This is a genomic window from Geobacillus sp. GHH01, from assembly GCF_000336445.1.
Classification (GTDB): domain Bacteria; phylum Bacillota; class Bacilli; order Bacillales; family Anoxybacillaceae; genus Geobacillus; species Geobacillus zalihae.
The window spans coordinates 2,724,564-2,748,382 of sequence record NC_020210.1 but is presented as its reverse complement, the minus strand read 5'-3'; the positions used below and the strand labels follow the sequence as shown (position 1 = coordinate 2,748,382).

The following is a 23,819-nucleotide window of genomic DNA, read 5'->3' as shown; positions in this document are numbered from 1 at the left end:
GGGAGGCGGGGGCATGGAAGTTCAAGCGCTGCTTATCACGTTTCGTGAAGCGCTGGAAGCGCTGCTGATTGTCGGCATCATTACATCGTATTTGAAACGGGTCGGTCACCGTGAATACACGAAATATGTATGGCTTGGCGCCGCTCTTGCTGTGGCGGCGAGCGTCGGCGTCGCCATGTTGTTTCAGCTCGTCTTTACCGGTTTTGCGGCAATGGGAAGCGAGACGTATTTGAAAATCGGCATCATGGTCATTTCCGCGTTGCTCTTGACGCAAATGGTGTTCTGGATGGCCGAACATAGTCGGGACATGAAAAAAAGCGTGGAAGGGAAAATGGATCAGTTTGTCACCGCCGGCAATGTCGCCGGCATGGTCATCCACTCGTTTTTGGTCGTGCTGCGCGAAGGAGTGGAAACGGTCTTCTTCTTCGCCGCCATTACGCACGGCAACATCGGCGCGGCGATGCAAGGCTGGGGAGCGGCGACCGGGGTCGTCATTGCCGCTTTTGTCAGCTACTTCTTCTTTAAAGGGACGATGCGCATTCCGTTGAAGACGTTCTTTAAAGTGACTGGCGCGTTTATCGTCCTAATTGCCGCCGGACTGCTCGTGCAAGCCATTTCGATGATGCAGGACATCGGCCTCATCGGCAGCGTCATGCCGCACGTATACGATTTGACGTGGCTGCTTCCGGAACATCCGATCGATTACGAACATTACGTGCGCGACCATGGCGTCGCCCCTGTCTTTTCCGGCGAAGTCGGCGTCTTTTTAAAAGCGCTGTTCGGTTATTCTTCAATGCCGTCGCTTGAAGAAGTGTTGGCCTATATCGGCTACTTCGTCGTCGTGTATTTGTTGGTGGCGAGCCGCCGCGGTCAAAAGAAGGCCGTGGTTGAGAAGCCGGCGGTTGCCTCGTTGGAGGAACAAGCCAAAAACGTCATGTAACGTACAAGGACGCTGCGCCTTGTACGTTTTCTTTGGAGGGAAACACGGTGGACAAACGGTTGGGCGATGATCGCTTTTGGATGAGCTTTGGTGTCGGAATGGCTGCTTTGTTGGCCGGCGCCGGTTTGTATGGGGCGAACCCGTATGCGGCCTCGTGGGACGAAGTTGACTTTGCGCGGGCGCTGGAACGCTATGATTTATTGGCCATGCAGCCGCATTTCCCGGGCTATCCGTATTTGATTCTTGGCGGCATGGCAGTGCACGCTCTGGTCGCCAATCCGGCCAAAGCGCTTTCGATCTTGAATGTGCTCGTGTTGTTTTCCGCCGCCTTTCCCATCGTTTGGCTGCTCGCTCGCCATATGCCGCGTTCAGCGGCGCTATGGGCGGCGCTTTCGGTGCTTTCTTCAAGCTACGTGCTCCTTGCCGCCGCCAGACCGATGTCGGACGGCGCGGCGCTTGGCGTGCTTTGGTGGTACATATGGGCGGTGGAATGGGCGCGGCGGCGAACAACATGGATGGCGCAGCTTTGGCCGGCCGCGTTGTTCAGCATCCTCATGGGCATCCGTTTGTCTTATGCCCCGTTTGCTGCTGCGTTGTTGATCCTTTGGCATGAAGACTGGAAAACGCACCGCCGCCTCGGCCGCGTGGCGGCATCGCTGTTGGCGGCGGCCGCCTTTCAATTTGTTTGGGTGGCGGCGGTCGCGGCGACGGAAGGCGGCCTTTGGCCGTTTTTCAAGCTTGGCTGGGCGTTTGTCGTCGGTCATTTCAGCGACTGGGGGGGAACGGCGGCGGCGAGCCCGCTTCCATTTTGGGAGCGGGTGCGCCGCTTTGTCCTTGACAACTTTCTTTGGACCGGCATGGCCAGCCGAAATGCTTGGCTGCTGGCTGCCTATGCAGTGGTCGGCGCCATCGCCTGGCGCACTGGGCCGTTTCGGCTGCCGCGCCCGCTTGTCGTTTCCGCGTTGCTGTATGCTTTGTGGGCGCTTTTCGGACAAAACATTGACAAGCCGCGTCATCTCCTTCCGCTCGTTCACATTGCGCTCGTTTTCGTGTGGGGGCGCGTATTGGCTGCACCGCGATCATGGAAGCATGTGTTGGCGGCGGCGGTTGTGCTGCTGCAGGCTGCAATCGGCATCGGGCAGCTGTGCGAGCAGGCAAAGACGCCGCCGGCAGTGTATCAGCTTGCGGACGATTTGCGTGACAAACGGCAGCCGTTTGTGGTATATACGTGGGAAGAGACGCGCGTCCTAGACTATTTGAACGTGCCCTTTCCACATAAAGACGTGCTCCATTTTTCCTTCTTTTTGCAAGACAAAGAAAACTACCGCCATGCTGCGATATATATGACCAATCACGTTGTCCAAGGGTTCGAGGCTCAAGGGATCGATGTTTCCCGCCATGTGCGCAAAGTGAAAACGTATCGTTCCAGTCTGCTTGCTGATCCGGTGTATGGGACGATTACGCTGTACGAATGGGTGGATGGAGAGTGAGGTGATGGCCAATGAACGAGCGGCTGAAAGAAAAGCTGGCCGTGCTGCCGGAACAGCCGGGTTGCTATTTGATGAAAGACAAACACGGAACGGTCATTTACGTCGGCAAAGCGAAGTCGCTGAAAGCGCGCGTCCGCTCGTATTTCACCGGGACGCATGACGGCAAGACGCAGCGGCTTGTTGAGGAGATCGCTGATTTCGAATACATCGTCACCTCGTCAAACGCCGAGGCGCTCATTTTGGAGATGAATTTGATCAAAAAGCATGATCCGAAATACAACGTCATGCTGAAAGATGATAAAAGCTACCCGTTTATTAAAATCACCGCGGAAAAGCATCCGCGCCTGCTGATCACCCGCAAAGTGAAAAAAGACGGGGGCAAATATTTCGGCCCGTATCCAAACGTGCAGGCGGCGAACGAAACGAAAAAGCTGCTCGACCGCTTATATCCGCTCCGCAAATGTTCGACGCTGCCTTCGCGCGCCTGTTTGTATTACCATATGGGCCAATGCCTCGCCCCGTGCGTCCACCCGGTGTCGGACGAACAAAATAAGGCGATGGTTGAACAAATCGTCCGCTTTTTAAACGGCGGGTATGAAGACGTGAAGCGGGAGTTGGCCGAGAAAATGCACGAGGCGGCGGAAGCGCTCGAGTTTGAACGGGCGAAAGAATACCGCGATCAAATCGCAGCGATTGAGATGACGATGGAAAAGCAAAAAATGATGCTCAACGACTTCATCGACCGCGATGTATTCGGCTATGCGTACGACAAAGGCTGGATGTGCGTGCAAGTGTTTTTCCTCCGCCAAGGAAAGCTGATCGAGCGCGACGTGTCGATCTTCCCGCTTTACCAAGACCCGGATGAGGAAATGCTTACGTTTTTGGGTCAGTTTTATGCGAAAGCGCATCATTTGAAGCCAAAAGAAGTCGTCCTCCCGTCCGACATTGACGGCGAGCTCGCCCGCGAATTGCTCGGCGTTGCCGTCGTCCAGCCGAAAAAAGGGAAGAAAAAAGAGCTTGTTGAGCTGGCGAGCAAAAACGCGGCCATTGCTCTGAAAGAAAAATTTTATTTCATCGAGCGGGACGAAGAACGGACGATCAAAGCGGTCGAACGTCTCGGAGAGCGTCTTGGCATTCCGGCGCCGCGCCGCATCGAGGCGTTTGACAACTCGAACATTTACGGGGCCGATCCGGTCTCGGCGCTTGTCGTTTTCCTCGATGGCAAGCCGGCGAAAAAAGAATACCGGAAATATAAGGTGAAAACGGTCGCGGGGCCGAACGATTATGAAACGATGCGCGAAGTCGTGCGCCGCCGCTATACGCGCGTGTTGAAAGAAGGATTGCCGCTTCCCGATTTGATCATCATCGACGGCGGCAAAGGACACTTGTCGGCGGTGCGGGATGTGCTCGAAAACGAACTTGGACTGGATGTGCCGCTGGCTGGATTGGCGAAAGACGAAAAACATCGCACATCAGAGCTTTTGGCCGGCGACCCGCCGGATGTCGTGCCGCTTGACCGGCAAAGCCAAGAGTTTTATTTATTGCAGCGCATCCAGGATGAAGTGCATCGGTTTGCCGTTATGTTTCACCGAAAGACGCGGCAGAAAACGATGTTCCATTCCGTGCTTGATGACATTCCCGGCGTCGGGGAAAAGCGGAAAAAAGCGCTGTTAAACTATTTCGGATCAGTCAAAAAGATGAAAGAGGCGACCGTTGATGAGCTGCAACGGGCGAACATTCCACGGGCGGTGGCGGAGAAAATCTATGAAAAACTGCGTCAACTACCCCCACTTAGCTAACGCTTGAAGTGGGGGCTTGCAACTCCCCAGAAGTGCGAGCGGACTTTGTCCTCCTTCCTTGACTTGGGGTTGCATCAGGGGCAGGTTGACAACTGCCCAACGACACAGGTCATGCCTGCATCGTTACCGATTCTCTCGGTGTGTCTGTTGGCAGTACTTGGCTTCCACACACAACAGACGGACCTACGCTCGATGTTTTGCGGTTGCAACGTTTCCTGCAACCAACTCCATCCATCGAGCAGCCGTGATTGGAGTGCCTTTATTAAACGGTTGTCTCCACATCTTTATTCTATCATACACAAAAGAAAGGGGGAACGCGCATTCCTCTCCCACTTACTCCCTTTGGTCGTTGAAGTGGGAGTCTCCTGCGCGAAATAGGATGAATAATGGCTGAACGGACGCCCGTTTTGCGAGCGGACGCCCGTTCTTTGCATGTCATTCGATCGCCTGCTTCCGATCCCATTTCACCAAAATGCGCGCTTTGCCGTCCCGCTTTGGCGGCAGTTCGACCGCTTCGGTGACGAACCGCTTTTGTTGTTCGATTTGCTGGGCGAGAAATCCAGCCTCAAGCTGGAACGAGCAGCTGCCGTACAAGGAAAAGCGGGCGGCGATGATGGGGCCCGACAGCTCGATATAGAGTTCGTCGTTTCGCTCTTCGCCGGTTGATAGCTCCCCCCAGCCCGCCCGTTCAAAAAATACGGCGACGTCATCGAGCGTTCCGAGCGGGTAGCTCCGCGCCAGCTGTTTGCCGGCCCAGTACAGCAGCGAAGCGGCATCTTTGCCAAGCAGCTCGGGAAGAAGCGAATGGCGAAGCAGCTCAGTCCCGAAGGCGGAAAGCGCAATTGACCCAAACATTTGATATTGGTCCTCTAATGGTGGCTGTTTCATCGTTTTCCCCTCTTTCTATCCATTTCCCCATTATAGCTGAATTGCTGCCGGAGTGCATCCTCTTTCCTAAGGTGGCGCAACTATGAGAATGTTTGAACATTTTGTGTCAGTGTTTTCTTGACGCTTGTACAATGTGGGAGTACAATGAATGTGACAAGCGAATAGGGGAATGGAAGACGTTTCCGTTTCCGCATGGCGAGCGAGAGGGACATATTTTTTATTCAATTGAAGGGGGTTTACATAATGGCAGGGAATCGCGAGTTTTACTATCGCCGGCTCCATTCGCTGCTGGGGGTTGTTCCCGTCGGCATCTTTTTAGTGCAGCACTTGGTCGTCAACCATTTTGCGACCCGTGGGCCGGAAGCGTTTAACCGGGCGGCGGCGTTTATGGAAAACTTGCCGTTCCGCTATTTTCTTGAAATTTTTGTTATTTTTCTTCCATTGTTGTTCCACGCTGTATACGGCATTTATATCGCGTTTACAGCCAAATTCAACACTCGCCAGTACGGCTATTTCCGCAACTGGATGTTCATGCTTCAGCGGATCACCGGCATCATTACATTGATTTTTGTCGTCTGGCATGTGTATGAAACGCGGGTGCAGGCTGCATTCGGCGCCGAAGTGAACTACGACATGATGGCCAACATTGTCGACAATCCGTTTATGCTCGGATTTTATATTGTTGGAATCTTGTCCACGGTCTTTCACTTCGCCAACGGCTTATGGTCGTTCTGCGTCAGCTGGGGGTTGACGGTGTCCCCTCGTTCGCAGCAAGTATTTACGTACATTACGATGATCATTTTCATCGCGCTTTCCATTGTCGGCATTCGCGCCATCTTGGCGTTTGCGTAAGACAAGCGTTCCATTCCTAAGGAATGATTCAACGATGAACTGCTGCGTTGGCTCGTGACAAACGTGCTCTAGCCGTTCGCCGAACGATCGCTTGGTCGATGGCGGGCCGGCAAGGCAAAACGTGCGGCATGCAAGCAAAAGCAGCAATCTATTAGGGAGTGAGTAGCTATGAAAAAAGGGAAAATCATCGTTGTTGGCGGTGGGTTGGCCGGTTTGATGGCCACGATTAAAATCGCCGAAGCAGGAGTGCCTGTCGAACTGTTTTCGCTCGTTCCGGTAAAGCGTTCTCACTCCGTCTGTGCCCAAGGCGGCATTAACGGAGCGGTCAACACGAAAGGGGAAGGCGACTCGCCGTGGGAGCATTTTGACGACACCGTCTATGGCGGGGACTTCTTGGCGAACCAGCCTCCGGTCAAAGCGATGTGTGAAGCGGCGCCGGGGATCATTTACATGCTCGATCGGATGGGCGTCATGTTCAACCGGACGCCGGAAGGGTTGCTTGATTTCCGTCGTTTCGGGGGGACGCAGCATCACCGGACCGCCTATGCTGGAGCCACGACCGGGCAGCAAATTTTGTATGCACTTGATGAACAGGTGCGCCGCCATGAAGTGGCCGGGCTCGTCACGAAGTACGAGCATTGGGAGTTTTTAGGCGTCGTTTTGGATGACGAGCAAATTTGCCGCGGCATCGTCGCACAAGATTTGCGGTCCATGGAAATCAAAGCGTTTCCAGCCGATGCCGTCATTTTGGCGACCGGCGGCCCGGGGATCATTTTTGGGAAATCGACGAACTCGGTCATCAACACTGGTTCAGCGGCTTCGATCGCCTATCAGCAAGGCGTTTACTACGCGAACGGCGAGTTCATCCAAATTCACCCGACCGCGATCCCAGGCGATGACAAGCTTCGGTTGATGAGCGAATCGGCGCGCGGGGAAGGCGGACGCATTTGGACGTATAAGGACGGGAAACCGTGGTACTTCCTTGAGGAAAAATATCCGGCTTACGGAAACTTGGTGCCGCGCGACATCGCCGCCCGGGAAATTTTCCACGTCTGCGTCGATTTGAAGCTCGGCATCAACGGCGAAAACATGGTGTATTTGGATTTGTCACATAAAGATCCGAAAGAGTTGGATGTCAAGCTCGGCGGCATTATCGAAATTTACGAGAAGTTCATGGGCGAAGACCCGCGCAAAGTGCCAATGAAGGTGTTCCCGGCCGTTCACTACTCGATGGGCGGCTTATGGGTCGACTATGACCAAATGACGAACATCAAAGGGTTGTTTGCTGCCGGCGAGTGCGATTATTCGATTCACGGCGCGAACCGCCTCGGGGCAAACTCGCTTCTGTCGGCGATTTACGGCGGAATGGTCGCCGGCCCGAACGCCGTCCGCTACATCCGCGGTCTCGAGAAATCGGCCGATGCGATGCCGTCGACGTTATACGACAGCTATGTGAAACGGGAGCAAGAAAAGTGGGAAAACATTTTGGCGATGGACGGCACGGAAAACGCCTACGTGCTGCATAAAGAGCTCGGTGAATGGATGACGGCAAACGTGACGATCGTCCGCTACAACGACCGGCTGCTGAAGACCGATGAGAAAATTCAAGAGCTGATGGAGCGGTATAAAAACATCAGCGTCACCGATACGTCGAGATGGAGCAACCAAGGAGCGACGTTTATCCGCCAGCTGTACAACATGCTGCAGCTCGCCCGCGTCATTACGCTTGGCGCTTACTATCGCAATGAAAGCCGCGGCGCGCACTACAAGCCGGAGTTTCCGGAGCGCAACGACGAAGAATGGCTGAAAACGACGATGGCCCGCTACACGCCAGACGGTCCGGCGTTCCATTATGAAGACGTTGACGTCTCGTTGATTAAACCGCGCAAGCGCGACTACAGCAAAAAGAAAGAGGAAGTGAAGTAAGATGAGCGAGAACAAAACGGTTCGATTCATCATCACCCGTCAAGATCGTCCGGATTCTGCTCCGTATGAAGAGGAGTTTGTCATTCCGTACCGCCCGAACATGAACGTCATTTCGGCGCTCATGGAAATTCGCCGCAATCCGGTCAACGCCAAAGGGGAAAAAACGACGCCGGTCGCTTGGGAAATGAACTGTCTGGAAGAAGTATGCGGAGCCTGTTCGATGGTCATTAACGGCAAACCGCGCCAGGCGTGCGCCGCACTCATTGACAAACTCGAGCAGCCGATCCGCCTTGAGCCGATGCGCACATTCCCTGTCATCCGCGACTTGGTCATCGACCGGAGCCGGATGTTTGATGCGTTGAAGCGAGTGAAAGCATGGATTCCGATCGACGGAACGTACGACTTGGGCCCGGGGCCGCGCATGCCGGAGCGGAAGCGGCAATGGGCGTACGAGCTGTCCAAATGCATGACGTGCGGCGTCTGCCTGGAAGCGTGCCCGAACGTCAACAGCAAGTCGAACTTTATCGGCCCGGCGCCGCTGTCGCAAGTGCGGCTGTTTAACGCCCATCCGACCGGGGCGATGCATAAAGCCGAACGGTTGCGGGCGATTATGGGCGACGGCGGACTGGCCAACTGCGGCAACTCGCAAAACTGCGTGCAATCGTGCCCGAAGGGCATTCCGTTGACGACATCGATCGCGGCGTTAAACCGCGAAACGACGATTCAAATGTTCCGCGATTTCTTTGGCAGCGACGAAGTGTAGCGGCAGAATCAAAATCCCCTTCATTCGAACAGACATGAGGGGGATTTTTTGTTTTGCTGGACAAGCGGCAGCCAACCGTCTCCGGCGAATCGAAAGATAAAGAAGAAAAGGCTCTTCATCACAAAGTGTACTTGAAAAAGAAAGACGATCATGATAAAGAAAAACCAAAACAGCATTTTTTCCTTTTTATACCACACATCTCTTTGAACAACATTGCTATCATGTTTGTCTTTAAAAGTCATTTGGTGATGAACCGAAAAAAAAAAAGACCCATTTTTCTATTAGATAAGCAAATTTTCGTCACCGCCGCTCTTGCTCTCACATACGATATGGCGAGGAAATACCCATCCGGCAGTTCGGGCCCATTGAGAGCAAGGAGGGTTACAACCGTTGAAGGACAAATCATTTCAATCGAAGCCGCTTTTGACAAAAAGAGAAAAAGAAGTCTTCGAATTGCTCGTGCAAGACAAGACGACGAAAGAGATCGCCAAAGAGCTGTTTATCAGCGAGAAAACGGTCCGCAACCATATTTCGAATGCGATGCAAAAGCTTGGGGTCAAGGGGCGCTCGCAAGCTGTCATTGAATTGCTTCGAATGGGCGAACTTGAACTATAAACGATGCCGGCTTTCCTTGTTGGACAGCCGGCTGTTATGTTCCCTTGCGGCCGGACGAGGCTTGGCGCCCGTCCGGCCTTCGTCCGCGGCGGCCGCCGCATTTTTTTGTTGATTATCTTTGCCGGTGTTGTAAAATGAAAAGTAAGAATAGCTGTCGACGCAAGCCGCCGTTTGAGGCTGGCCGCGGAAACGATCAAGGAGAGATGGTATGCCGTCTGCGATGAATGAACAAACGGTCGCCGAGTTGGAAAAATTGCTTCGCTATATCGCCGCCAATTTGAAACAGCGCGGCCGTGAAATTTTAACCAACTATCCGATCACCCCACCGCAATTTGTCGCCCTGCAGTGGCTGCTTGAAGAAGGGGACTTGACGGTCGGCGAGTTATCGAACAAAATGTATTTGGCGTGCAGCACGACGACCGACTTGGTCGACCGTATGGAGCGGAACGGACTTGTCGCCAGAGTCCGCGATGAACACGACCGCCGCGTCGTCCGCATTCACTTGTTGGAAAAAGGCGAGCGCATCATTGAGGAAGTGATTGAAAAACGCCAGAGAGATTTAGCTAAAGTGTTGGAAAATTTTTCTGAAGAGGAAATCGTTCTCTTTGAGCGTTGTTTGCGCAAATTGCATCAAGAAATGACGAAAGAATGAGGCGATCACTTGGAAAGAGCAATTGGTGTCATTGACTCAGGAGTCGGCGGTTTGACCGTCGCCAAAGAAATTATGAGGCAGCTGCCGAAAGAACAAATTATTTACTTAGGCGACACCGCCCGTTGCCCGTACGGGCCGCGGCCGGTGGAAGAAGTCCGTCGATTTACGTGGCAAATGATTGATTACTTGCGGCAATATCCCTTGAAAATGCTTGTTATCGCCTGCAACACCGCGACGGCGGTCGCGCTTGACGACGTGCGGGCGAAGCTTGACATTCCTGTGCTTGGCGTTATTCATCCCGGCGCTCGCGCGGCCCTGAAAGCGACTAGGCGCGGGCACATCGGCGTCATCGGCACGATTGGCACGATCCGAAGCCGGGCGTATGAAAAGGCGCTTCAATCCATCAATCCGCGCGTCCAAGTCGAGAGCTTGGCCTGTCCGAAATTCGTTCCGCTTGTGGAAAGCGGCGACTTTGAAGGGCAGGAGGCGATGGCGATCGTCGCCGAATCGCTCGCTCCGCTCCGTCCGCTGCCGATCGATGTGCTGATTTTAGGCTGCACGCATTATCCGTTGCTCGCGCCGCTCATTCGCACGTATATGGGCAAACGCGTGAAGCTCATTTGCTCGGGCGGTGAGACGGCTCGTGAAGTGAGCGCGATTTTGCACCACAGCCAGCTCCTTTACACCGGCGAGCGCGAACCGGAGCATTTGTTTTTCACGACCGGGCCGAAAGAGCTGTTTGAAAAGATTTCCGGGAAGTGGTTTGGCAAGCCGATCGGCACGGTCGAAGCGATTCGGCTGTAACCAACCAATCCTTTAGCGTCCATGCGCTAAAGGATTTTTTTATTCTATTTTGGAAAACGGCTCGTATACATAGTAGTACAAACTACGAGTAGGAGGGAACGTCAATGAAACGGACGACTCAAATATGGGCGGCGCCGCTGCTCGCCTCGCTGTTGTTGCTTGGCGGCTGCGGTTTGTTTGGGCGAGATGAGGCGGTGAAGGAGATCGATCCGCCGCAAGAGACGAGTTATGTCAAAGACGGCCAAGCGCTTCAGGAAGCGACGGAAAGCCAAAAGGAAGGGAAAGAGAAAGCGAAGGCCACCGAGACGGTGAAAAGAGAGCTGTACTTGATTGACAAAAACGGCTTTGTCGTGCCGCAAACAGTGGAATTGCCGAAAACGCAGGCCGTGGCGAAACAAGTACTCGAATATTTGGTTGAAGACGGACCCGTGTCAGAAATGTTACCGAACGGCTTCCGCGCGGTCATTCCGGCCGGAACGACGGTGCTTGGCACAAAATTGGAAAAAGACGGAACGTTGATCGCTGACTTTTCGCCGGAATTTAAAAACTATAAGCCGGAGGACGAAAAACGAATTTTGCAGTCCATTACGTGGACATTGACGCAATTTGACAATATCAAGCGCGTCAAAATCCGCATCAACGGCTACGATCAAAACGTGATGCCGGTCAATAAAACGCCGATCCAAGATGGGGTAAGCCGCGCCGATGGCATCAATATGGAAGCGAACGGCGTGCCAGACATTACGAATACGCATCCGGTCACCGTTTATTTTGTCGCCCAACAAGGGAACAGCACATACTATGTGCCGGTGACACGGCGTGTGTCCAATAAGGAGAAAGATGATATTGCCGCGGCCGTCAACGAACTGATTCAAGGACCAGAGCAAGGGAGCGGGCTTGTCGGCGTCTTTCAGCCGGACGCGAAGCTTGTCGATGCCCCGAAATACGAGGATGGCAAAGTGACGCTCAACTTTAACGAAGGCATTTATGGAAGCAACAAGAAAAATGTCATTTCCGACGTCGTGTTGAATTCTCTCGTTTTGTCGCTCACGGAGCAAAAAGGAGTCGAAAGCGTGGCGATCACCGTCAATGGCAAAGCCAATCTTGTCACGGAAGATGGCAAGCCGCTCACCAAACCGGTCGCTCGGCCGCAAAACGTCAATACCGGGACATTTTAACCGGTTGGTGCTGACTGGCTGGAAACGAATAGGACGTTATGGTATAACAAAGAGGTGGAAACGTATTCTGCCTCTTTCTTTTTTTCGCTAGGCGGAAAGAAATGCGGCGTCTGGCATTCCGTTGAAGATGGAGAAAAGGAGGACTCAGTTGATGAGAGCGGACGGACGAAGCAGTTGCGAGCTGCGCCCTGTACATATACACCCGCATTACATGAAGCACGCTGAAGGGTCGGTGCTCATTGAAATCGGCGACACGAAAGTCATTTGCACGGCGACGGTCGAAGAGAAAGTGCCGTCGTTTATGCGCGGCGGCGGCAAAGGATGGATTACGGCCGAATATGGGATGCTGCCGCGGGCGACAGAGCAGCGGAATGTGAGGGAAGCGAGCAAAGGAAAAGTGTCGGGGCGGACGATGGAAATTCAGCGCTTAATCGGCCGCGCGCTTCGCTCGGTTGTTGATCTTGAACAGCTTGGCGAGCGGACCATTTGGATCGATTGCGACGTCATTCAGGCGGATGGCGGAACGCGGACGGCGTCGATCACTGGTGCGTATGTGGCGCTTGTGTTGGCGCTTGCCAGACTGGTGGAAGAAGGGAAGCTCGAGGCGCTTCCGATCCGCGATTTTCTCGCCGCTACCTCGGTCGGCATCGATCCGGAGCATGGGGTGATTCTTGATTTAGATTACAACGAGGATGCGCGGGCGAAAGTGGATATGAACGTCGTCATGACCGGAGCCGGTCAATTTGTTGAGATTCAAGGAACCGGAGAGGAAGCAGTTTTTTCGCGCGCCGAGCTTGATGAATTGCTTGAAGCGGCGCAAATCGGCATCGAGCAGCTCATCGCCGTTCAGCGCCGCGCATTGGGCGAGTGGGCGGCGCGCATCGGCGAAAAAAAAGAAGCGGCAGAGGAGGACACAGAGTGAAGGAGATCGTCATCGCGACCAAAAACGCTGGCAAAGTGCGCGAGTTCGCCGCTTTGTTTGCCAAGCGGGGCGTCGAAGTGAAATCGTTGCTTGACTTTCCGGACGCTCCGGATGTCGCAGAAACGGGAAGCACGTTTGCGGACAATGCCGTGCTCAAAGCAGAAGCGGCGTCGCGGCGTCTAAAGCGGCCGGTGATCGCCGATGATTCCGGGCTCGTGGTCGATGCGCTCGGCGGCCGGCCGGGCGTTCATTCGGCCCGTTATGCCGGGGAAGATAAAAACGATGCACGCAACATCGCCAAGCTGCTTCGCGAGCTTGACGGGGTGCCGATGGAGCAGCGCACGGCTCGTTTTCATTGCGCGCTCGCCGTCGCGATCCCAGGGCGGCCGACCGCCGTTGTCGAAGCGACATGCGATGGTTATATCGCCGAAGTGCCGCGTGGGGAGGGGGGCTTTGGCTATGATCCAATCTTTTACCTTCCGGAGTGGGGAAAAACGATGGCGGAGCTTGCGCCGGAGGAAAAAAATCAAATCAGTCATCGCGCCAAGGCGCTGACGAAGCTCGATGAGCAGTGGGAGGAGATCGTCGGTGGAAAGGGGCGGACGGAATGAAGGCGGTGATTGTGAGCGACAGCCATGGGCTGACTGCCGAACTTGCTGAAATTGTCAACCGTCATCGCCATGAAGCGGATTTGTTTATCCATTGCGGTGACTCGGAGTTGGAGGTGGGGGCGGACGAGATCGCCCCGTTTGCCGTCGTGCGCGGCAACTGCGATTTCGCCGCGTTTCCTGCTGAGCGCATCGAAGAGGCAGGCGGCGTTCGGTTGTTTGTCACCCACGGCCATTTATACGGGGTGAAAACGTCGCTTTTGCGTTTATCCTATCGCGCGCAAGAAACAGGGGCTCACGTCGTTTGTTTCGGTCACTCGCATTTGGCCGGCGCCGAGCAAATGGATGGGCGGTTGTTCATCAACCCCGGCAGCATTGCTTTGCCGCGCGGAAGAAAAGAAAAAACGTACGCGGTGTTGACCATCGGCGGCGGGCGCGTGCATGTCCAATTTTATGAAGTGAATGGGCAGCCCGTTTCCGGAATGGAACGAACCTTTTCGATCTAAGCGGACAAAACGTCCGCTATTTTTTGTTTTTCGTCTTTGGCAGTTAGAGCGCGTCCGCTTTCTATGAGCCGCCAAGAAAGAAAAAATTTTTGAATCGGCAAAACCTTGATTCTATCATAATGTAAGCGCATTCAAATAGTTTGACCAATCGGAATTTTCGAAAAACGTTATTGACGGCGCAAAGGTTTCGGATTATTATAATTTTCAAATAAGAGAAACGACTCAATACAATGATCAAGCCGTTCAAAGCAACTGCTGACTGATCAAGGAAGAGGGGAACCGAAGTGGGCGAACAATGGATCTTTTTAAACGGAGAATTTGTGACAAAAGAAAACGCCAAAATTTCCGTGTATGACCATGGATTTTTGTATGGCGACGGGGTATTTGAAGGCATTCGCGTCTATAGCGGCAACGTATTCCGCCTCGAAGAACATATAGATCGGCTATACAATTCCGCGAAATCGATTTTGCTCGACATTCCGTACACGAAGGAAGAAATGATTGGCCACGTGCTCGAAACGATCCGCCGCAACGGCTATCAAGATGCGTACATCCGCCTGGTTGTTTCGCGCGGGGTCGGCGATTTAGGACTGGATCCGTACAAATGCAAAACGCCGCAAATCGTGATTATCGTCGAGCCGCTCGCGCTCTTCCCGAAGCATTTATATGAAACCGGCATCGAAGTGGTGACAGTGGCGACGCGCCGCAACCGCTCTGATGTGCTGAGCCCGAAAGTCAAATCGCTCAACTACCTAAACAATGTGCTTGTCAAAATCGAGGCGCATTTGGCGAACGTAAGCGAAGCGCTGATCTTAAACGATCAAGGCTATGTCGCGGAAGGTTCGGGAGACAATGTTTTCATCATCAAAAACGGCGTCATTTACACGCCGCCTGGGTATGTCGGGGCGCTTGAAGGCATTACGCGCCAAGCGATCATCGAAATCGCGGAGGATCTCGGCTATACGGTGAAAGAGGAGCCGTTTACCCGCCATGACGTCTATGTCGCGGATGAAGTGTTTTTGACGGGGACGGCGGCCGAAGTCATTTCGGTCATTAAAGTCGATGGCCGGACGATCGGCGACGGGACGCCGGGACCGCATACCAAGCGGTTGCTTGAAGAATTCCGCCGCCGCGTGGTCGTCGAAGGAGTAAAGGTGTATCCGACGAACGCCAATGTCGGTTGATCGTCCATGACAAGTGGATAGCGAAAAAGCGTTGACGAGGATAAGTAGTCAGCGGGGCCAACATCCACAGAGAGCCGGGGGAGCTGCGAACCGGTGATGTTGCCGCTTGATGAACTCACCTCTGAGCGCCAGCCTGAACGCCGGACGGCTAGTAGGGCTGGACGAGTGGAGACGCGCGCTTCACTCGTTACCAAAATGAGCGGCCGGCTTCGGCTGGCCGCTCCTGAGGCGGCCGTCACGGCCGTGAAGAAGGGTGGTACCGCGGAAAGGAAACCTTTTCGCCCCTTTGGCTGGAAATGACAGCCATCGTGGGCGGAAAGGTTTTTTATATGGATGACAAATCACAGGGAGGATCGATGATGACAAAAATGAAAGTCGAGGAACAAGAAAAAGCGAGGACGAAGGCGAGAATGAGCGGGTCGCTGATGCTCATTGAAGCGCTCAAGGAAGAAAAAGTCGAAGTCATCTTCGGCTATCCAGGGGGGGCGGTGCTCCCGCTGTATGACGAGTTGTATAAAGCCGGCGTGTTCCACGTGCTGACGCGGCATGAGCAAGGGGCCATCCATGCGGCGGAAGGATATGCGCGCATTTCTGGAAAACCGGGGGTCGTCATCGCCACCTCCGGCCCGGGAGCGACCAACATCGTCACCGGGTTGACCGACGCGATGATGGATTCGCTGCCGCTCGTCGTCTTTACCGGGCAAGTGGCGACAAGCGTCATCGGTTCGGATGCGTTTCAGGAGGCGGACGTTGTCGGCATTACGATGCCGATTACGAAACACAACTACCAAGTGCGCGACATCAGCGAGCTGCCGAGAATCATTAAAGAGGCGTTTCACATCGCGACGACCGGGCGCCCCGGACCGGTGTTGATCGATATTCCAAAAGACATTACGACGGCCGAAGGGGAGTTTGATTACGATCAAGACGTTCATTTGCCTGGCTATCAGCCGACGACGCAGCCGAACCATTGGCAAATCCGCCGGCTTGTCGAGGCGGTCAGCCAATCAAAGCGGCCGGTCATTTTAGCCGGCGCTGGCGTCTTGCACGCCAATGCGTCCAATGAATTGCGGCAATACGCCGAACAGCAAAACATTCCGGTCATTCATACGCTCCTTGGCCTTGGCGGTTTCCCGGCCGACCATCCGCTGTTTTTAGGCATGGCCGGCATGCACGGTACGTATACGGCGAATATGGCGCTGTGTGAATGCGATTTGCTCATCAACATCGGCGCCCGCTTCGATGACCGGGTCACCGGCAATTTAAACTATTTCGCGCCGAAAGCGACCGTCGCCCATATCGACATCGATCCGGCGGAAATCGGCAAAAACGTGCCGACGAAAATTCCAATCGTCAGCGATGCGAAAGCCGCCTTGCAAGAGCTGATCGCCCAGCAAGGCAAGCCGGCGGACACCGCGGCGTGGCTTGAGCAGCTTGACGAATGGAAGCGGCGCTTCCCGCTCCATTATGAGCCGGAAGCCGGCACGATCAAACCGCAAAAACTGATCGAGATGATCTATGAAATGACAAACGGCGAGGCGATCGTGACGACGGACGTCGGCCAGCACCAAATGTGGGCGGCGCAATATTACAAGTTCAATCGACCGCACCGGTGGGTGACGTCCGGGGGGCTCGGCACGATGGGCTTCGGGCTTCCGGCAGCGATCGGCGCCCAGCTCGCCGACCGGAGCGCTACGGTCGTTTCGATCGTCGGCGACGGCGGCTTCCAAATGACGTTCCAAGAACTGTCGGTCATTCAAGAGCTGGGGTTGCCAATTAAAATCGTCATCGTCAACAACCAGGCGCTCGGCATGGTGCGGCAATGGCAGGAGCTGTTTTACGAAAAACGGTACTCCCATTCGCTCATCCCGAATCAGCCGGATTTTGTAAAACTCGCTGAAGCATACGGCATACCGGGGCTGCGGGCGAAGACGGAGGCGGAAGCAGCTGAAGTGTTAAAACAAGCGTTTGCGATGGATGGGCCGGTGCTGCTTGATTTCCATGTCCGCGCCGACGAGAACGTGTATCCGATGGTGGCGCCCGGCAAAGGGCTTCATGAAATGGTGGGGGTGAAAGCGTGCGAAGAATTATCACGATGACGGTCAACAACCGCCCGGGCGTGTTAAACCGCATCACCGGGCTGTTTACGAAGCGGCATTACAATATCGAAAGCATTACGGTCGGGCATACGGAAATCGAGGGCGTTTCGCGGATGACGTTCGTCGTCAACGTTGACGATGAACGGACGGCGGAGCAAATCATTAAGCAGCTGAACAAGCAGATTGATGTGTTGAAGGTGAATGACATCACCGACCAAGCGATCGTCGCCCGCGAGCTGGCGCTCATTAAAGTTGCCGCTCCTCCGGCGGTCCGCCAGGAAATTTACACGCTCATCGAGCCGTTCCGCGCCTCGATCGTCGACGTAAGCAAAGACAGCCTCGTCATTCAAGTGACCGGCGAGCCGGAGAAAGTCGAGGCGTTGATTGAACTATTGCGCCCGTACGGCATTAAGGAAGTGGCGCGCACGGGAACAACCGCGTTCACCCGCGGGGCGCAAAAAGCGACCACGAACCAGAAAACGGCGTTTATCATTTAACAACCATCAATACAAAACCGCACCCATGCGCAGTCATGGCGCCATCGCAGCATTTGCGCTGTTTCTTGACCAACATTTATCTACAGGACAAAGGAGAGGGTAATCATGGCAAAAGTCTACTATAACGGGGATGCAAACGAACAATATTTGCAAGGGAAAACGGTCGCGATCATCGGCTACGGCTCACAAGGCCACGCCCATGCGCAAAACTTGCGCGACAGCGGCGTCCGCGTCATCGTCGGGCTGCGAAAAGGAAAATCGTGGGAGCAAGCAGAGCAAGACGGGTTTGAGGTGTATTCCGTCCGCGAAGCGGCGAAGCAGGCTGATATCGTCATGGTGCTGCTGCCGGATGAGAAGCAGCCGGCCGTGTACAAAGAGGAAATCGAGCCGGAACTCGAGCCAGGCAATGCGCTTGTGTTTGCGCACGGCTTTAACATCCATTTCAGCCAAATCGTCCCGCCGAATCATGTTGACGTCTTCTTGGTTGCGCCGAAAGGCCCAGGCCATCTCGTGCGGCGCACATATACGGAAGGAGCGGGCGTGCCGGCGCTCATCGCCGTCTACCAAGATGTGACCGGACACGCGAGAGAAACGGCGCTCGCCTACGCGAAAGCGATCGGCGCTGCTCGAGCTGGGGTGTTGGAGACGACGTTCAAAGAAGAGACGGAAACCGACTTGTTCGGTGAACAAGCGGTGCTGTGCGGTGGGCTGACGGCGCTCATCAAAGCCGGGTTTGAAACGCTCGTTGAAGCCGGGTATCAGCCGGAAGTCGCCTATTTTGAGTGTTTGCATGAGATGAAGCTCATCGTCGATCTCCTTTACGAAGGCGGTTTGTCGTGGATGCGCTATTCGATTTCCGATACGGCGCAATGGGGCGACTTTATCACCGGCCCGCGCATTATTAACGACGCTGTGAAAGCGGAAATGAAAAAGGTGCTCGATGACATTCAAACCGGCAAATTCGCGAAGAGCTGGATTTTGGAAAACCAAGCGAACCGTCCGGAGTTCAACGCCATCAACCGGCGTGAGAATGAGCATTTGATTGAGATTGTCGGACGCGAACTGCGAAGCATGATGCCGTTTGTGAAGGCAAAACAAGTCGAGGCGGTGGTGCCAGGTGCGAAAAATTAAGTTTTTTGATACCACATTGCGTGATGGGGAACAATCCGCTGGTGTGAACTTGAATTTGCAAGAAAAGTTGGAAATTGCCCGTCAACTTGAACGGCTGCGGGTTGACATCATCGAGGCGGGTTTCCCCGCCTCATCGAAAGGCGATTTTGAGGCGGTCAAACAAATTGCCGAAACGGTGAGAACATGCTCGGTCACCGGGCTGTCGCGCTCGGTCCGAAGCGACATTGATGCGGCGTGGGAGGCGTTAAAAGGCGGCGCGGAGCCGCGGCTCCACCTATTCATCGCCACCTCGCCGATCCATATGGTGCATAAATTGCGGATGACGCCGGAACAAGTGATTGAAGCGGCGGTTGAGGCGGTGAAATACGCGAAGCGCTTTTTCCCGATCGTCCAATGGTCGGCGGAAGATGCGTGCCGAAGCGAGTTGCCGTTTTTGGCGAAAATCGTCGCCGAAGTGATCAAAGCCGGCGCCTCGGTGATCAACATTCCGGATACGGTCGGCTATATTACGCCGAAAGAATACGGGGAAATTTTCCTCTATTTGCAAAACAATGTTCCGAATATTGAAAAGGTTTCACTCTCCGCTCATTGTCATGATGACTTGGGCATGGCGGTGGTGAACTCGCTATCGGCCATTGAACATGGAGCGACGCAGGTCGAGTGCACGATCAACGGCATCGGCGAGCGGGCCGGCAATGCGGCGCTTGAGGAAATCGCTGTCGCCCTTCACATCCGCAAAGACTACTATCAAGTGGAAACGCGCCTCAATTTGCAGGAAATTAAGCGCACAAGCAATCTTGTCAGCAAGCTGACCGGGGTCGTCGTTCCACCCAACAAAGCGGTCGTCGGCAAAAACGCGTTTGCGCATGAATCGGGCATCCATCAAGACGGCGTCTTAAAAGAAAAAACGACATACGAAATCATTTCGCCGGAGCTCGTCGGCGTGCCGTCGAATTCGATGGTGCTCGGCAAACATTCCGGCCGCCATGCGCTTCGCAACCGGGTTGAGGAGCTCGGCTACACGTTGTCCGATGAAGAAATCAATCAGCTGTTTGTCCGTTTTAAAGAATTGGCGGACAAAAAGAAGGACATTACCGACGACGATTTAATCGCGTTGATTTTCGAAGAGAAGTTCGACCACTTTAAAGATTTTTACCAATTGTCTTCCATTCAAGTGCAATACGGGACGAATCAAATTCCGACAGCGGTAGTTGTACTGAAAGACGGGAAGGGGAATGAAATCCAAGAAGCGGCGACCGGCGCCGGCAGCGTCGAGGCGCTGTACAATACATTGGAACGTTGCTTCCAAACGCCGGTGACGCTGCTTGACTACCGGATCGAATCGGTCGGCGGCGGCCGCGATGCGTTGGCCCAAGTGTTCGTCAAAGTGCGCGCCCATGACATCGAGACGAGCGGGCGCGGCACTGCACAAGACGTGTTGGAAGCATCGGCGAAAGCGTACATCAACGCCATCAACCGTGTGTTTATGATCGAAGCGATGCGCGGCGAAAACGAGAAAGTGGCAACACCATAAAACGGGGGGATTCAGAATGGGAAACTATCGGATTGCCGTCTTGCCAGGGGATGGCATCGGAAAAGAAGTGACGTCCGGAGCGGTCGAGGTATTGAAAGCGGTCGGCATCCGGTTTGGCCACGAGTTTACGTTTGAATATGGATTGATCGGTGGAGCGGCGATCGATGAGGCGGGGACGCCGCTCCCCGAGGAAACGCTCCGCCTTTGCCGAGAAAGCGATGCGGTGCTGCTTGGGGCGGTCGGCGGTCCGAAGTGGGATGACAACCCTCCGCATTTGCGCCCGGAAAAAGGATTGCTTGCCATTCGCAAGCAGCTCGACTTATATGCCAACTTGCGGCCGGTTGTTTGCTATGACAGTTTGGTTTCCGCTTCGCCGTTAAAACCGGATCTCGTGCAAGGCGTCGATTTTGTCATCGTCCGCGAGCTGACCGGCGGCATTTACTTCGGCCAGCCGAGCGGCCGCGTCGTCGAAAACGGCGAAGAAAAAGCAGTGGACACCTTGCTATATAAAAAGGAAGAAATTGAGCGGATCGTCCGCATGGCGTTTATACTCGCACGCGGGCGGAAGAAAAAAGTGACTTCGGTCGACAAGGCGAACGTCCTTTCGTCAAGCCGTCTATGGAGGGAAGTGGCCGAAGAGGTGGCGAAGCAGTTTCCGGACGTCACGCTTGAGCATATGCTTGTTGACAATGCCGCGATGCAGCTCATCCGTGCGCCGAAGCAGTTTGATGTCATTGTGACAGAAAACATGTTTGGCGACATTTTAAGCGATGAAGCCTCCATGTTGTCCGGTTCGCTCGGGATGCTGCCGTCAGCCAGCTTATCCGCTTCCGGTCCGAGCTTGTATGAGCCGGTGCACGGTTCAGCGCCTGATATCGCCGGCATGAACAAAGCCAATCCGATTGCGGCGATTTTGTCAGCTGCGATGATGCTTCGCCTGTCGTTCGGGCTCACCGCGGAAGCGGAGGCGGTCGAGCACGCGGTGCGGCAGGCGCTCGATCAAGGTTTGCGCACTGCCGACTTGGCGCCAAGCGGCGGCCGCATCGTATCAACGAACGAAATGGTCGAAGAAATCAAAACAGCGGTGCTGGATTATACGGCCATTGCTCAAATTATGACCGTTTATGCCTAAGACGTGCGAGGTGAAAGCCAATGAAGCCGAAAACGATCATCGATAAAATTTGGGAAAACCACGTCGTCTACCGTGAGGAGGGCAAACCGGATTTATTGTACATCGATTTGCACTTAGTGCATGAAGTGACCTCGCCGCAAGCGTTTGAAGGGTTGCGGCAAAAAGGACGGAAGGTGCGGCGGCCGGATTTGACCTTTGCGACGATGGACCATAACGTGCCGACCGTTAACCGATTTGTGATTACCGACGAAGTGGCGCGCAACCAAATCGCTGCGCTTGAGCGCAACTGCCGCGAGTTCGGCATTCCGCTCGCCGACCTAAACAGCGAAGAGCAAGGAATCGTTCACGTCATCGGCCCAGAGCTCGGGTTGACCCAGCCGGGAAAAACGATCGTTTGCGGCGACAGCCATACGTCGACGCACGGGGCGTTTGGCGCCTTGGCGTTTGGCATCGGCACGAGCGAAGTCGAGCATGTATTGGCGACGCAAACGCTTTGGCAGCATAAGCCGAAAACGCTGCAAATCTGCATCAACGGCCGCCTCGGCAAAGGAGTGACCGCCAAAGACGTCATCTTGGCCATTATCGGCCGCTATGGCGTTGGCGTCGGCACCGGTTATATTATCGAATTTACAGGGGAAGCGATCCGACGCATGTCGATGGAAGAGCGAATGACGATTTGCAACATGTCGATTGAAGCTGGGGCGAGAGCCGGCCTCATCAGCCCGGATGAAACGACGTTTGCCTATTTGCGCGGCCGCAAATATGCGCCAAAAGGCGAGGAGTTTGACAAGGCGGTGGAACGGTGGCGGGCGCTTGCAAGCGATGAGGGGGCGGAATACGATAAAACGATTGAAATCGATGCGTCGACGATCGCTCCGATGGTGACGTGGGGGACGAACCCCGCGATGAGCACTTCCGTCGATGGCGTCGTGCCGCATCCCGAGCAATTTGAAAGCAAAACAGAGCAAAACGCGGTGCGCCGGGCGCTTGAGTACATGGGGCTCAAGCCGGGCACGCCGATTACGGATATTCCGGTGCAGCACGTCTTCATCGGTTCGTGCACCAACTCACGCCTCAGCGATTTGCGCGCGGCGGCGAGCATCGTGAAAGGGAAAAAAGTGGCTCCGGGTGTACGGGCGCTCGTCGTGCCTGGATCGCAGCAAGTGAAAAAACAAGCCGAGGCGGAAGGGTTGGCGCAAATTTTCATCGACGCCGGTTTTGAATGGCGCGACTCCGGCTGCAGCGCCTGTTTGGGCATGAACCCGGACATCATTCCGGAAGGCGAGCACTGTGCGTCAACGTCGAATCGCAACTTTGAAGGGCGGCAAGGAAAAGGGGCGCGCACGCATCTCGTCAGCCCGGTGATGGCCGCGGCGGCTGCGATTTACGGACATTTTGTCGATGTGCGCCAGCTTGAAGCCGAGCCGGTCTGTTAAATTGACGATCGTGATGGCAAAAGAGGCGGCGCGGCATCCTAGGAAGCCGAGCTCCTTTGCCATCAGTGACATCCATAACGGAAGGGGGAAAGGACGATGAAGCCGTTTACGATCCATCGCGGAAAAACCGCCGGCATCGATCGTGCGAATATTGATACCGATCAAATCATTCCAAAGCAGTTTTTGAAACGGATTGAACGCACTGGCTTTGGCCAGTTTCTCTTTTACGATTGGCGGTATTTGAGCGACGGCACGCCAAATCCGGAGTTTGAGCTCAACCGCCCGGAAAACGAAGGGGCGACGATTTTAGTCGCCGATGAAAACTTCGGCTGCGGCTCATCGCGCGAACATGCGCCGTGGGCGCTGCAAGATTACGGATTCCGCGTCATCATTGCCCCATCGTTTGCCGATATTTTTTACAACAACTGCTTAAAAAATGGGCTGTTGCCGATCCGGCTGGATAAAGAGGATGTCCGCTACTTGCTGCGCCAAAGCGAGCGCGCAGACTATGAACTGACGGTTTCGCTTGAAGAACAGCGGGTATTTGACGATGAAGGATTTTCGCGTCCGTTTGACATCGACCCGTATCGAAAACAGCTGTTGCTAAAAGGATGGGACGAAATTGATTTGACGTTTGTGTACGAAGCGCATATCGCCGCCTACGAACGACGGCATTGTCCACGGCCGTAAGCGCCATGTGTTCCGGGAGGCAAGGAGAGATGGGCTGCTCTGCCAATCGGCGGGAGCAGCCTTTTTCGCGTTTGACGGCGCCTGCGTCCAGAGGCCGGCTGCTTTTTGGCAAACAAGCGGTTTGTGTTACCCAGCAAGGCGCGGGTTGTTTCGCTAGGGAAAACTTGTTACAC

Annotated in this window: 22 protein-coding genes and 1 other annotated feature; of the genes, 21 read left to right on the top strand and 1 reads right to left on the bottom strand. The window is 54.6% G+C overall.

The features are described 5' to 3' along the window. Window positions 1–13 precede the first annotated feature (13 nt). Genes GHH_RS13575 through uvrC form a run of 3 tightly spaced genes read left to right on the top strand, consistent with a single transcriptional unit; the run spans window position 14 to window position 4,229 of the window. A complete protein-coding gene (locus GHH_RS13575; protein ID WP_015375543.1) occupies window positions 14–940 on the top strand; it encodes an FTR1 family protein in 927 nt (308 codons plus the stop codon). Between the two features lie 47 nt (window positions 941–987). Continuing rightward, the gene (locus GHH_RS13570) at window positions 988–2,430 is read left to right on the top strand and encodes a hypothetical protein (RefSeq protein WP_015375542.1); all 1,443 of its coding nucleotides are present in this window, start codon (window positions 988–990) and stop codon (window positions 2,428–2,430) included. Window positions 2,431–2,441: 11 nt separating this feature from the next. After that, window positions 2,442–4,229, top strand: coding sequence for an excinuclease ABC subunit UvrC (gene uvrC / locus GHH_RS13565; RefSeq protein WP_015375541.1), 1,788 nt, complete (start codon window positions 2,442–2,444; stop codon window positions 4,227–4,229). Window positions 4,230–4,664: 435 nt separating this feature from the next. Here uvrC and GHH_RS13560 read toward each other — a convergent pair whose 3' ends face one another. After that, window positions 4,665–5,117 carry a YslB family protein gene (locus GHH_RS13560; RefSeq protein WP_015375540.1) on the bottom strand — a complete coding sequence of 151 codons (453 nt, stop codon included), beginning with the start codon at window positions 5,115–5,117 and terminating at the stop codon, window positions 4,665–4,667. Between the two features lie 243 nt (window positions 5,118–5,360). On the opposite strand from GHH_RS13560, the gene GHH_RS13555 reads away from it, so the two are divergent. The 18 genes from GHH_RS13555 (at window position 5,361) to leuD (ending at window position 23,646) form a co-directional block, all read left to right on the top strand. Continuing rightward, window positions 5,361–5,969 carry a succinate dehydrogenase cytochrome b558 subunit gene (locus GHH_RS13555; RefSeq protein ID WP_011232147.1) on the top strand — a complete coding sequence of 203 codons (609 nt, stop codon included), beginning with the start codon at window positions 5,361–5,363 and terminating at the stop codon, window positions 5,967–5,969. 168 nt (window positions 5,970–6,137) lie between these two features. Beyond that, entirely contained in the window at window positions 6,138–7,895 is a 1,758-nt protein-coding gene (sdhA, locus tag GHH_RS13550) for a succinate dehydrogenase flavoprotein subunit (protein ID WP_015375539.1), read from the top strand. 1 nt (window position 7,896) lies between these two features. Continuing rightward, window positions 7,897–8,658 carry a succinate dehydrogenase iron-sulfur subunit gene (sdhB, locus tag GHH_RS13545; protein ID WP_015375538.1) on the top strand — a complete coding sequence of 254 codons (762 nt, stop codon included), beginning with the start codon at window positions 7,897–7,899 and terminating at the stop codon, window positions 8,656–8,658. Window positions 8,659–9,048: 390 nt separating this feature from the next. Further along, on the top strand, window positions 9,049–9,273 hold the full coding sequence (locus GHH_RS13535; RefSeq protein ID WP_008881129.1) for a response regulator transcription factor: 225 nt from the start codon (window positions 9,049–9,051) through the stop codon (window positions 9,271–9,273). A 208-nt stretch (window positions 9,274–9,481) separates the two neighbouring features. Beyond that, entirely contained in the window at window positions 9,482–9,925 is a 444-nt protein-coding gene (locus GHH_RS13530; protein WP_015375537.1) for a MarR family winged helix-turn-helix transcriptional regulator, read from the top strand. Window positions 9,926–9,934: 9 nt separating this feature from the next. Further along, window positions 9,935–10,729, top strand: coding sequence for a glutamate racemase (racE, locus tag GHH_RS13525; RefSeq protein WP_011232143.1), 795 nt, complete (start codon window positions 9,935–9,937; stop codon window positions 10,727–10,729). 104 nt (window positions 10,730–10,833) lie between these two features. Further along, entirely contained in the window at window positions 10,834–11,907 is a 1,074-nt protein-coding gene (locus tag GHH_RS13520) for a GerMN domain-containing protein (RefSeq protein WP_015375536.1), read from the top strand. Window positions 11,908–12,058: 151 nt separating this feature from the next. Beyond that, window positions 12,059–12,829, top strand: coding sequence for a ribonuclease PH (gene rph / locus GHH_RS13515; RefSeq protein ID WP_015375535.1), 771 nt, complete (start codon window positions 12,059–12,061; stop codon window positions 12,827–12,829). Then, window positions 12,826–13,440, top strand: a complete 615-nt coding sequence (locus tag GHH_RS13510) for an XTP/dITP diphosphatase (RefSeq protein WP_015375534.1) — start codon at window positions 12,826–12,828, stop codon at window positions 13,438–13,440. The genes rph and GHH_RS13510 overlap by 4 nt, the downstream gene beginning before the upstream one ends. After that, a complete protein-coding gene (locus tag GHH_RS13505; RefSeq protein WP_033004987.1) occupies window positions 13,437–13,943 on the top strand; it encodes a metallophosphoesterase family protein in 507 nt (168 codons plus the stop codon). The genes GHH_RS13510 and GHH_RS13505 overlap by 4 nt, the downstream gene beginning before the upstream one ends. 284 nt (window positions 13,944–14,227) lie before the next feature. Beyond that, on the top strand, window positions 14,228–15,127 hold the full coding sequence (ilvE, locus tag GHH_RS13500) for a branched-chain-amino-acid transaminase (protein ID WP_011232138.1): 900 nt from the start codon (window positions 14,228–14,230) through the stop codon (window positions 15,125–15,127). A 22-nt stretch (window positions 15,128–15,149) separates the two neighbouring features. After that, window positions 15,150–15,416 (top strand) — a binding site (T-box leader). Window positions 15,417–15,486: 70 nt separating this feature from the next. Further along, a complete protein-coding gene (gene ilvB, locus GHH_RS13490) occupies window positions 15,487–17,226 on the top strand; it encodes an acetolactate synthase large subunit (RefSeq protein WP_015375532.1) in 1,740 nt (579 codons plus the stop codon). Further along, window positions 17,205–17,723 (top strand): acetolactate synthase small subunit, encoded by a 519-nt coding sequence (gene ilvN / locus GHH_RS13485; RefSeq protein ID WP_013144574.1) that lies wholly within the window; start codon window positions 17,205–17,207, stop codon window positions 17,721–17,723. The genes ilvB and ilvN overlap by 22 nt, the downstream gene beginning before the upstream one ends. 105 nt (window positions 17,724–17,828) lie before the next feature. Next, window positions 17,829–18,854, top strand: a complete 1,026-nt coding sequence (gene ilvC, locus GHH_RS13480; protein ID WP_011232135.1) for a ketol-acid reductoisomerase — start codon at window positions 17,829–17,831, stop codon at window positions 18,852–18,854. Then, entirely contained in the window at window positions 18,841–20,388 is a 1,548-nt protein-coding gene (locus GHH_RS13475) for a 2-isopropylmalate synthase (protein ID WP_014196460.1), read from the top strand. The genes ilvC and GHH_RS13475 overlap by 14 nt, the downstream gene beginning before the upstream one ends. A gap of 16 nt (window positions 20,389–20,404) precedes the next feature. Beyond that, the gene (leuB, locus tag GHH_RS13470) at window positions 20,405–21,520 is read left to right on the top strand and encodes a 3-isopropylmalate dehydrogenase (RefSeq protein ID WP_011232133.1); all 1,116 of its coding nucleotides are present in this window, start codon (window positions 20,405–20,407) and stop codon (window positions 21,518–21,520) included. A gap of 20 nt (window positions 21,521–21,540) precedes the next feature. Next, the gene (gene leuC / locus GHH_RS13465; protein WP_015375530.1) at window positions 21,541–22,956 is read left to right on the top strand and encodes a 3-isopropylmalate dehydratase large subunit; all 1,416 of its coding nucleotides are present in this window, start codon (window positions 21,541–21,543) and stop codon (window positions 22,954–22,956) included. A 96-nt stretch (window positions 22,957–23,052) separates the two neighbouring features. Beyond that, a complete protein-coding gene (leuD, locus tag GHH_RS13460) occupies window positions 23,053–23,646 on the top strand; it encodes a 3-isopropylmalate dehydratase small subunit (RefSeq protein WP_011232131.1) in 594 nt (197 codons plus the stop codon). Window positions 23,647–23,819 lie beyond the last annotated feature (173 nt).

Excerpts from the sequence above, each read along its gene's own strand:
- GHH_RS13560 (WP_015375540.1), bottom strand. The coding sequence starts at position 5,117 with ATGAAACAGCCACCATTAGAGGACCAATATCAAATGTTTGGGTCAATT.
- GHH_RS13520 (WP_015375536.1), top strand. The coding sequence starts at position 10,834 with ATGAAACGGACGACTCAAATATGGGCGGCGCCGCTGCTCGCCTCGCTG.
- leuC (WP_015375530.1), top strand. The coding sequence starts at position 21,541 with ATGAAGCCGAAAACGATCATCGATAAAATTTGGGAAAACCACGTCGTC.
- ilvC (WP_011232135.1), top strand. The coding sequence starts at position 17,829 with ATGGCAAAAGTCTACTATAACGGGGATGCAAACGAACAATATTTGCAA.
- ilvB (WP_015375532.1), top strand. The coding sequence starts at position 15,487 with ATGACAAAAATGAAAGTCGAGGAACAAGAAAAAGCGAGGACGAAGGCG.
- GHH_RS13555 (WP_011232147.1), top strand. The coding sequence starts at position 5,361 with ATGGCAGGGAATCGCGAGTTTTACTATCGCCGGCTCCATTCGCTGCTG.
- GHH_RS13530 (WP_015375537.1), top strand. The coding sequence starts at position 9,482 with ATGCCGTCTGCGATGAATGAACAAACGGTCGCCGAGTTGGAAAAATTG.
- sdhA (WP_015375539.1), top strand. The coding sequence starts at position 6,138 with ATGAAAAAAGGGAAAATCATCGTTGTTGGCGGTGGGTTGGCCGGTTTG.
- uvrC (WP_015375541.1), top strand. The coding sequence starts at position 2,442 with ATGAACGAGCGGCTGAAAGAAAAGCTGGCCGTGCTGCCGGAACAGCCG.
- leuD (WP_011232131.1), top strand. The coding sequence starts at position 23,053 with ATGAAGCCGTTTACGATCCATCGCGGAAAAACCGCCGGCATCGATCGT.
- leuB (WP_011232133.1), top strand. The coding sequence starts at position 20,405 with ATGGGAAACTATCGGATTGCCGTCTTGCCAGGGGATGGCATCGGAAAA.
- rph (WP_015375535.1), top strand. The coding sequence starts at position 12,059 with ATGAGAGCGGACGGACGAAGCAGTTGCGAGCTGCGCCCTGTACATATA.
- GHH_RS13575 (WP_015375543.1), top strand. The coding sequence starts at position 14 with ATGGAAGTTCAAGCGCTGCTTATCACGTTTCGTGAAGCGCTGGAAGCG.
- GHH_RS13505 (WP_033004987.1), top strand. The coding sequence starts at position 13,437 with ATGAAGGCGGTGATTGTGAGCGACAGCCATGGGCTGACTGCCGAACTT.
- sdhB (WP_015375538.1), top strand. The coding sequence starts at position 7,897 with ATGAGCGAGAACAAAACGGTTCGATTCATCATCACCCGTCAAGATCGT.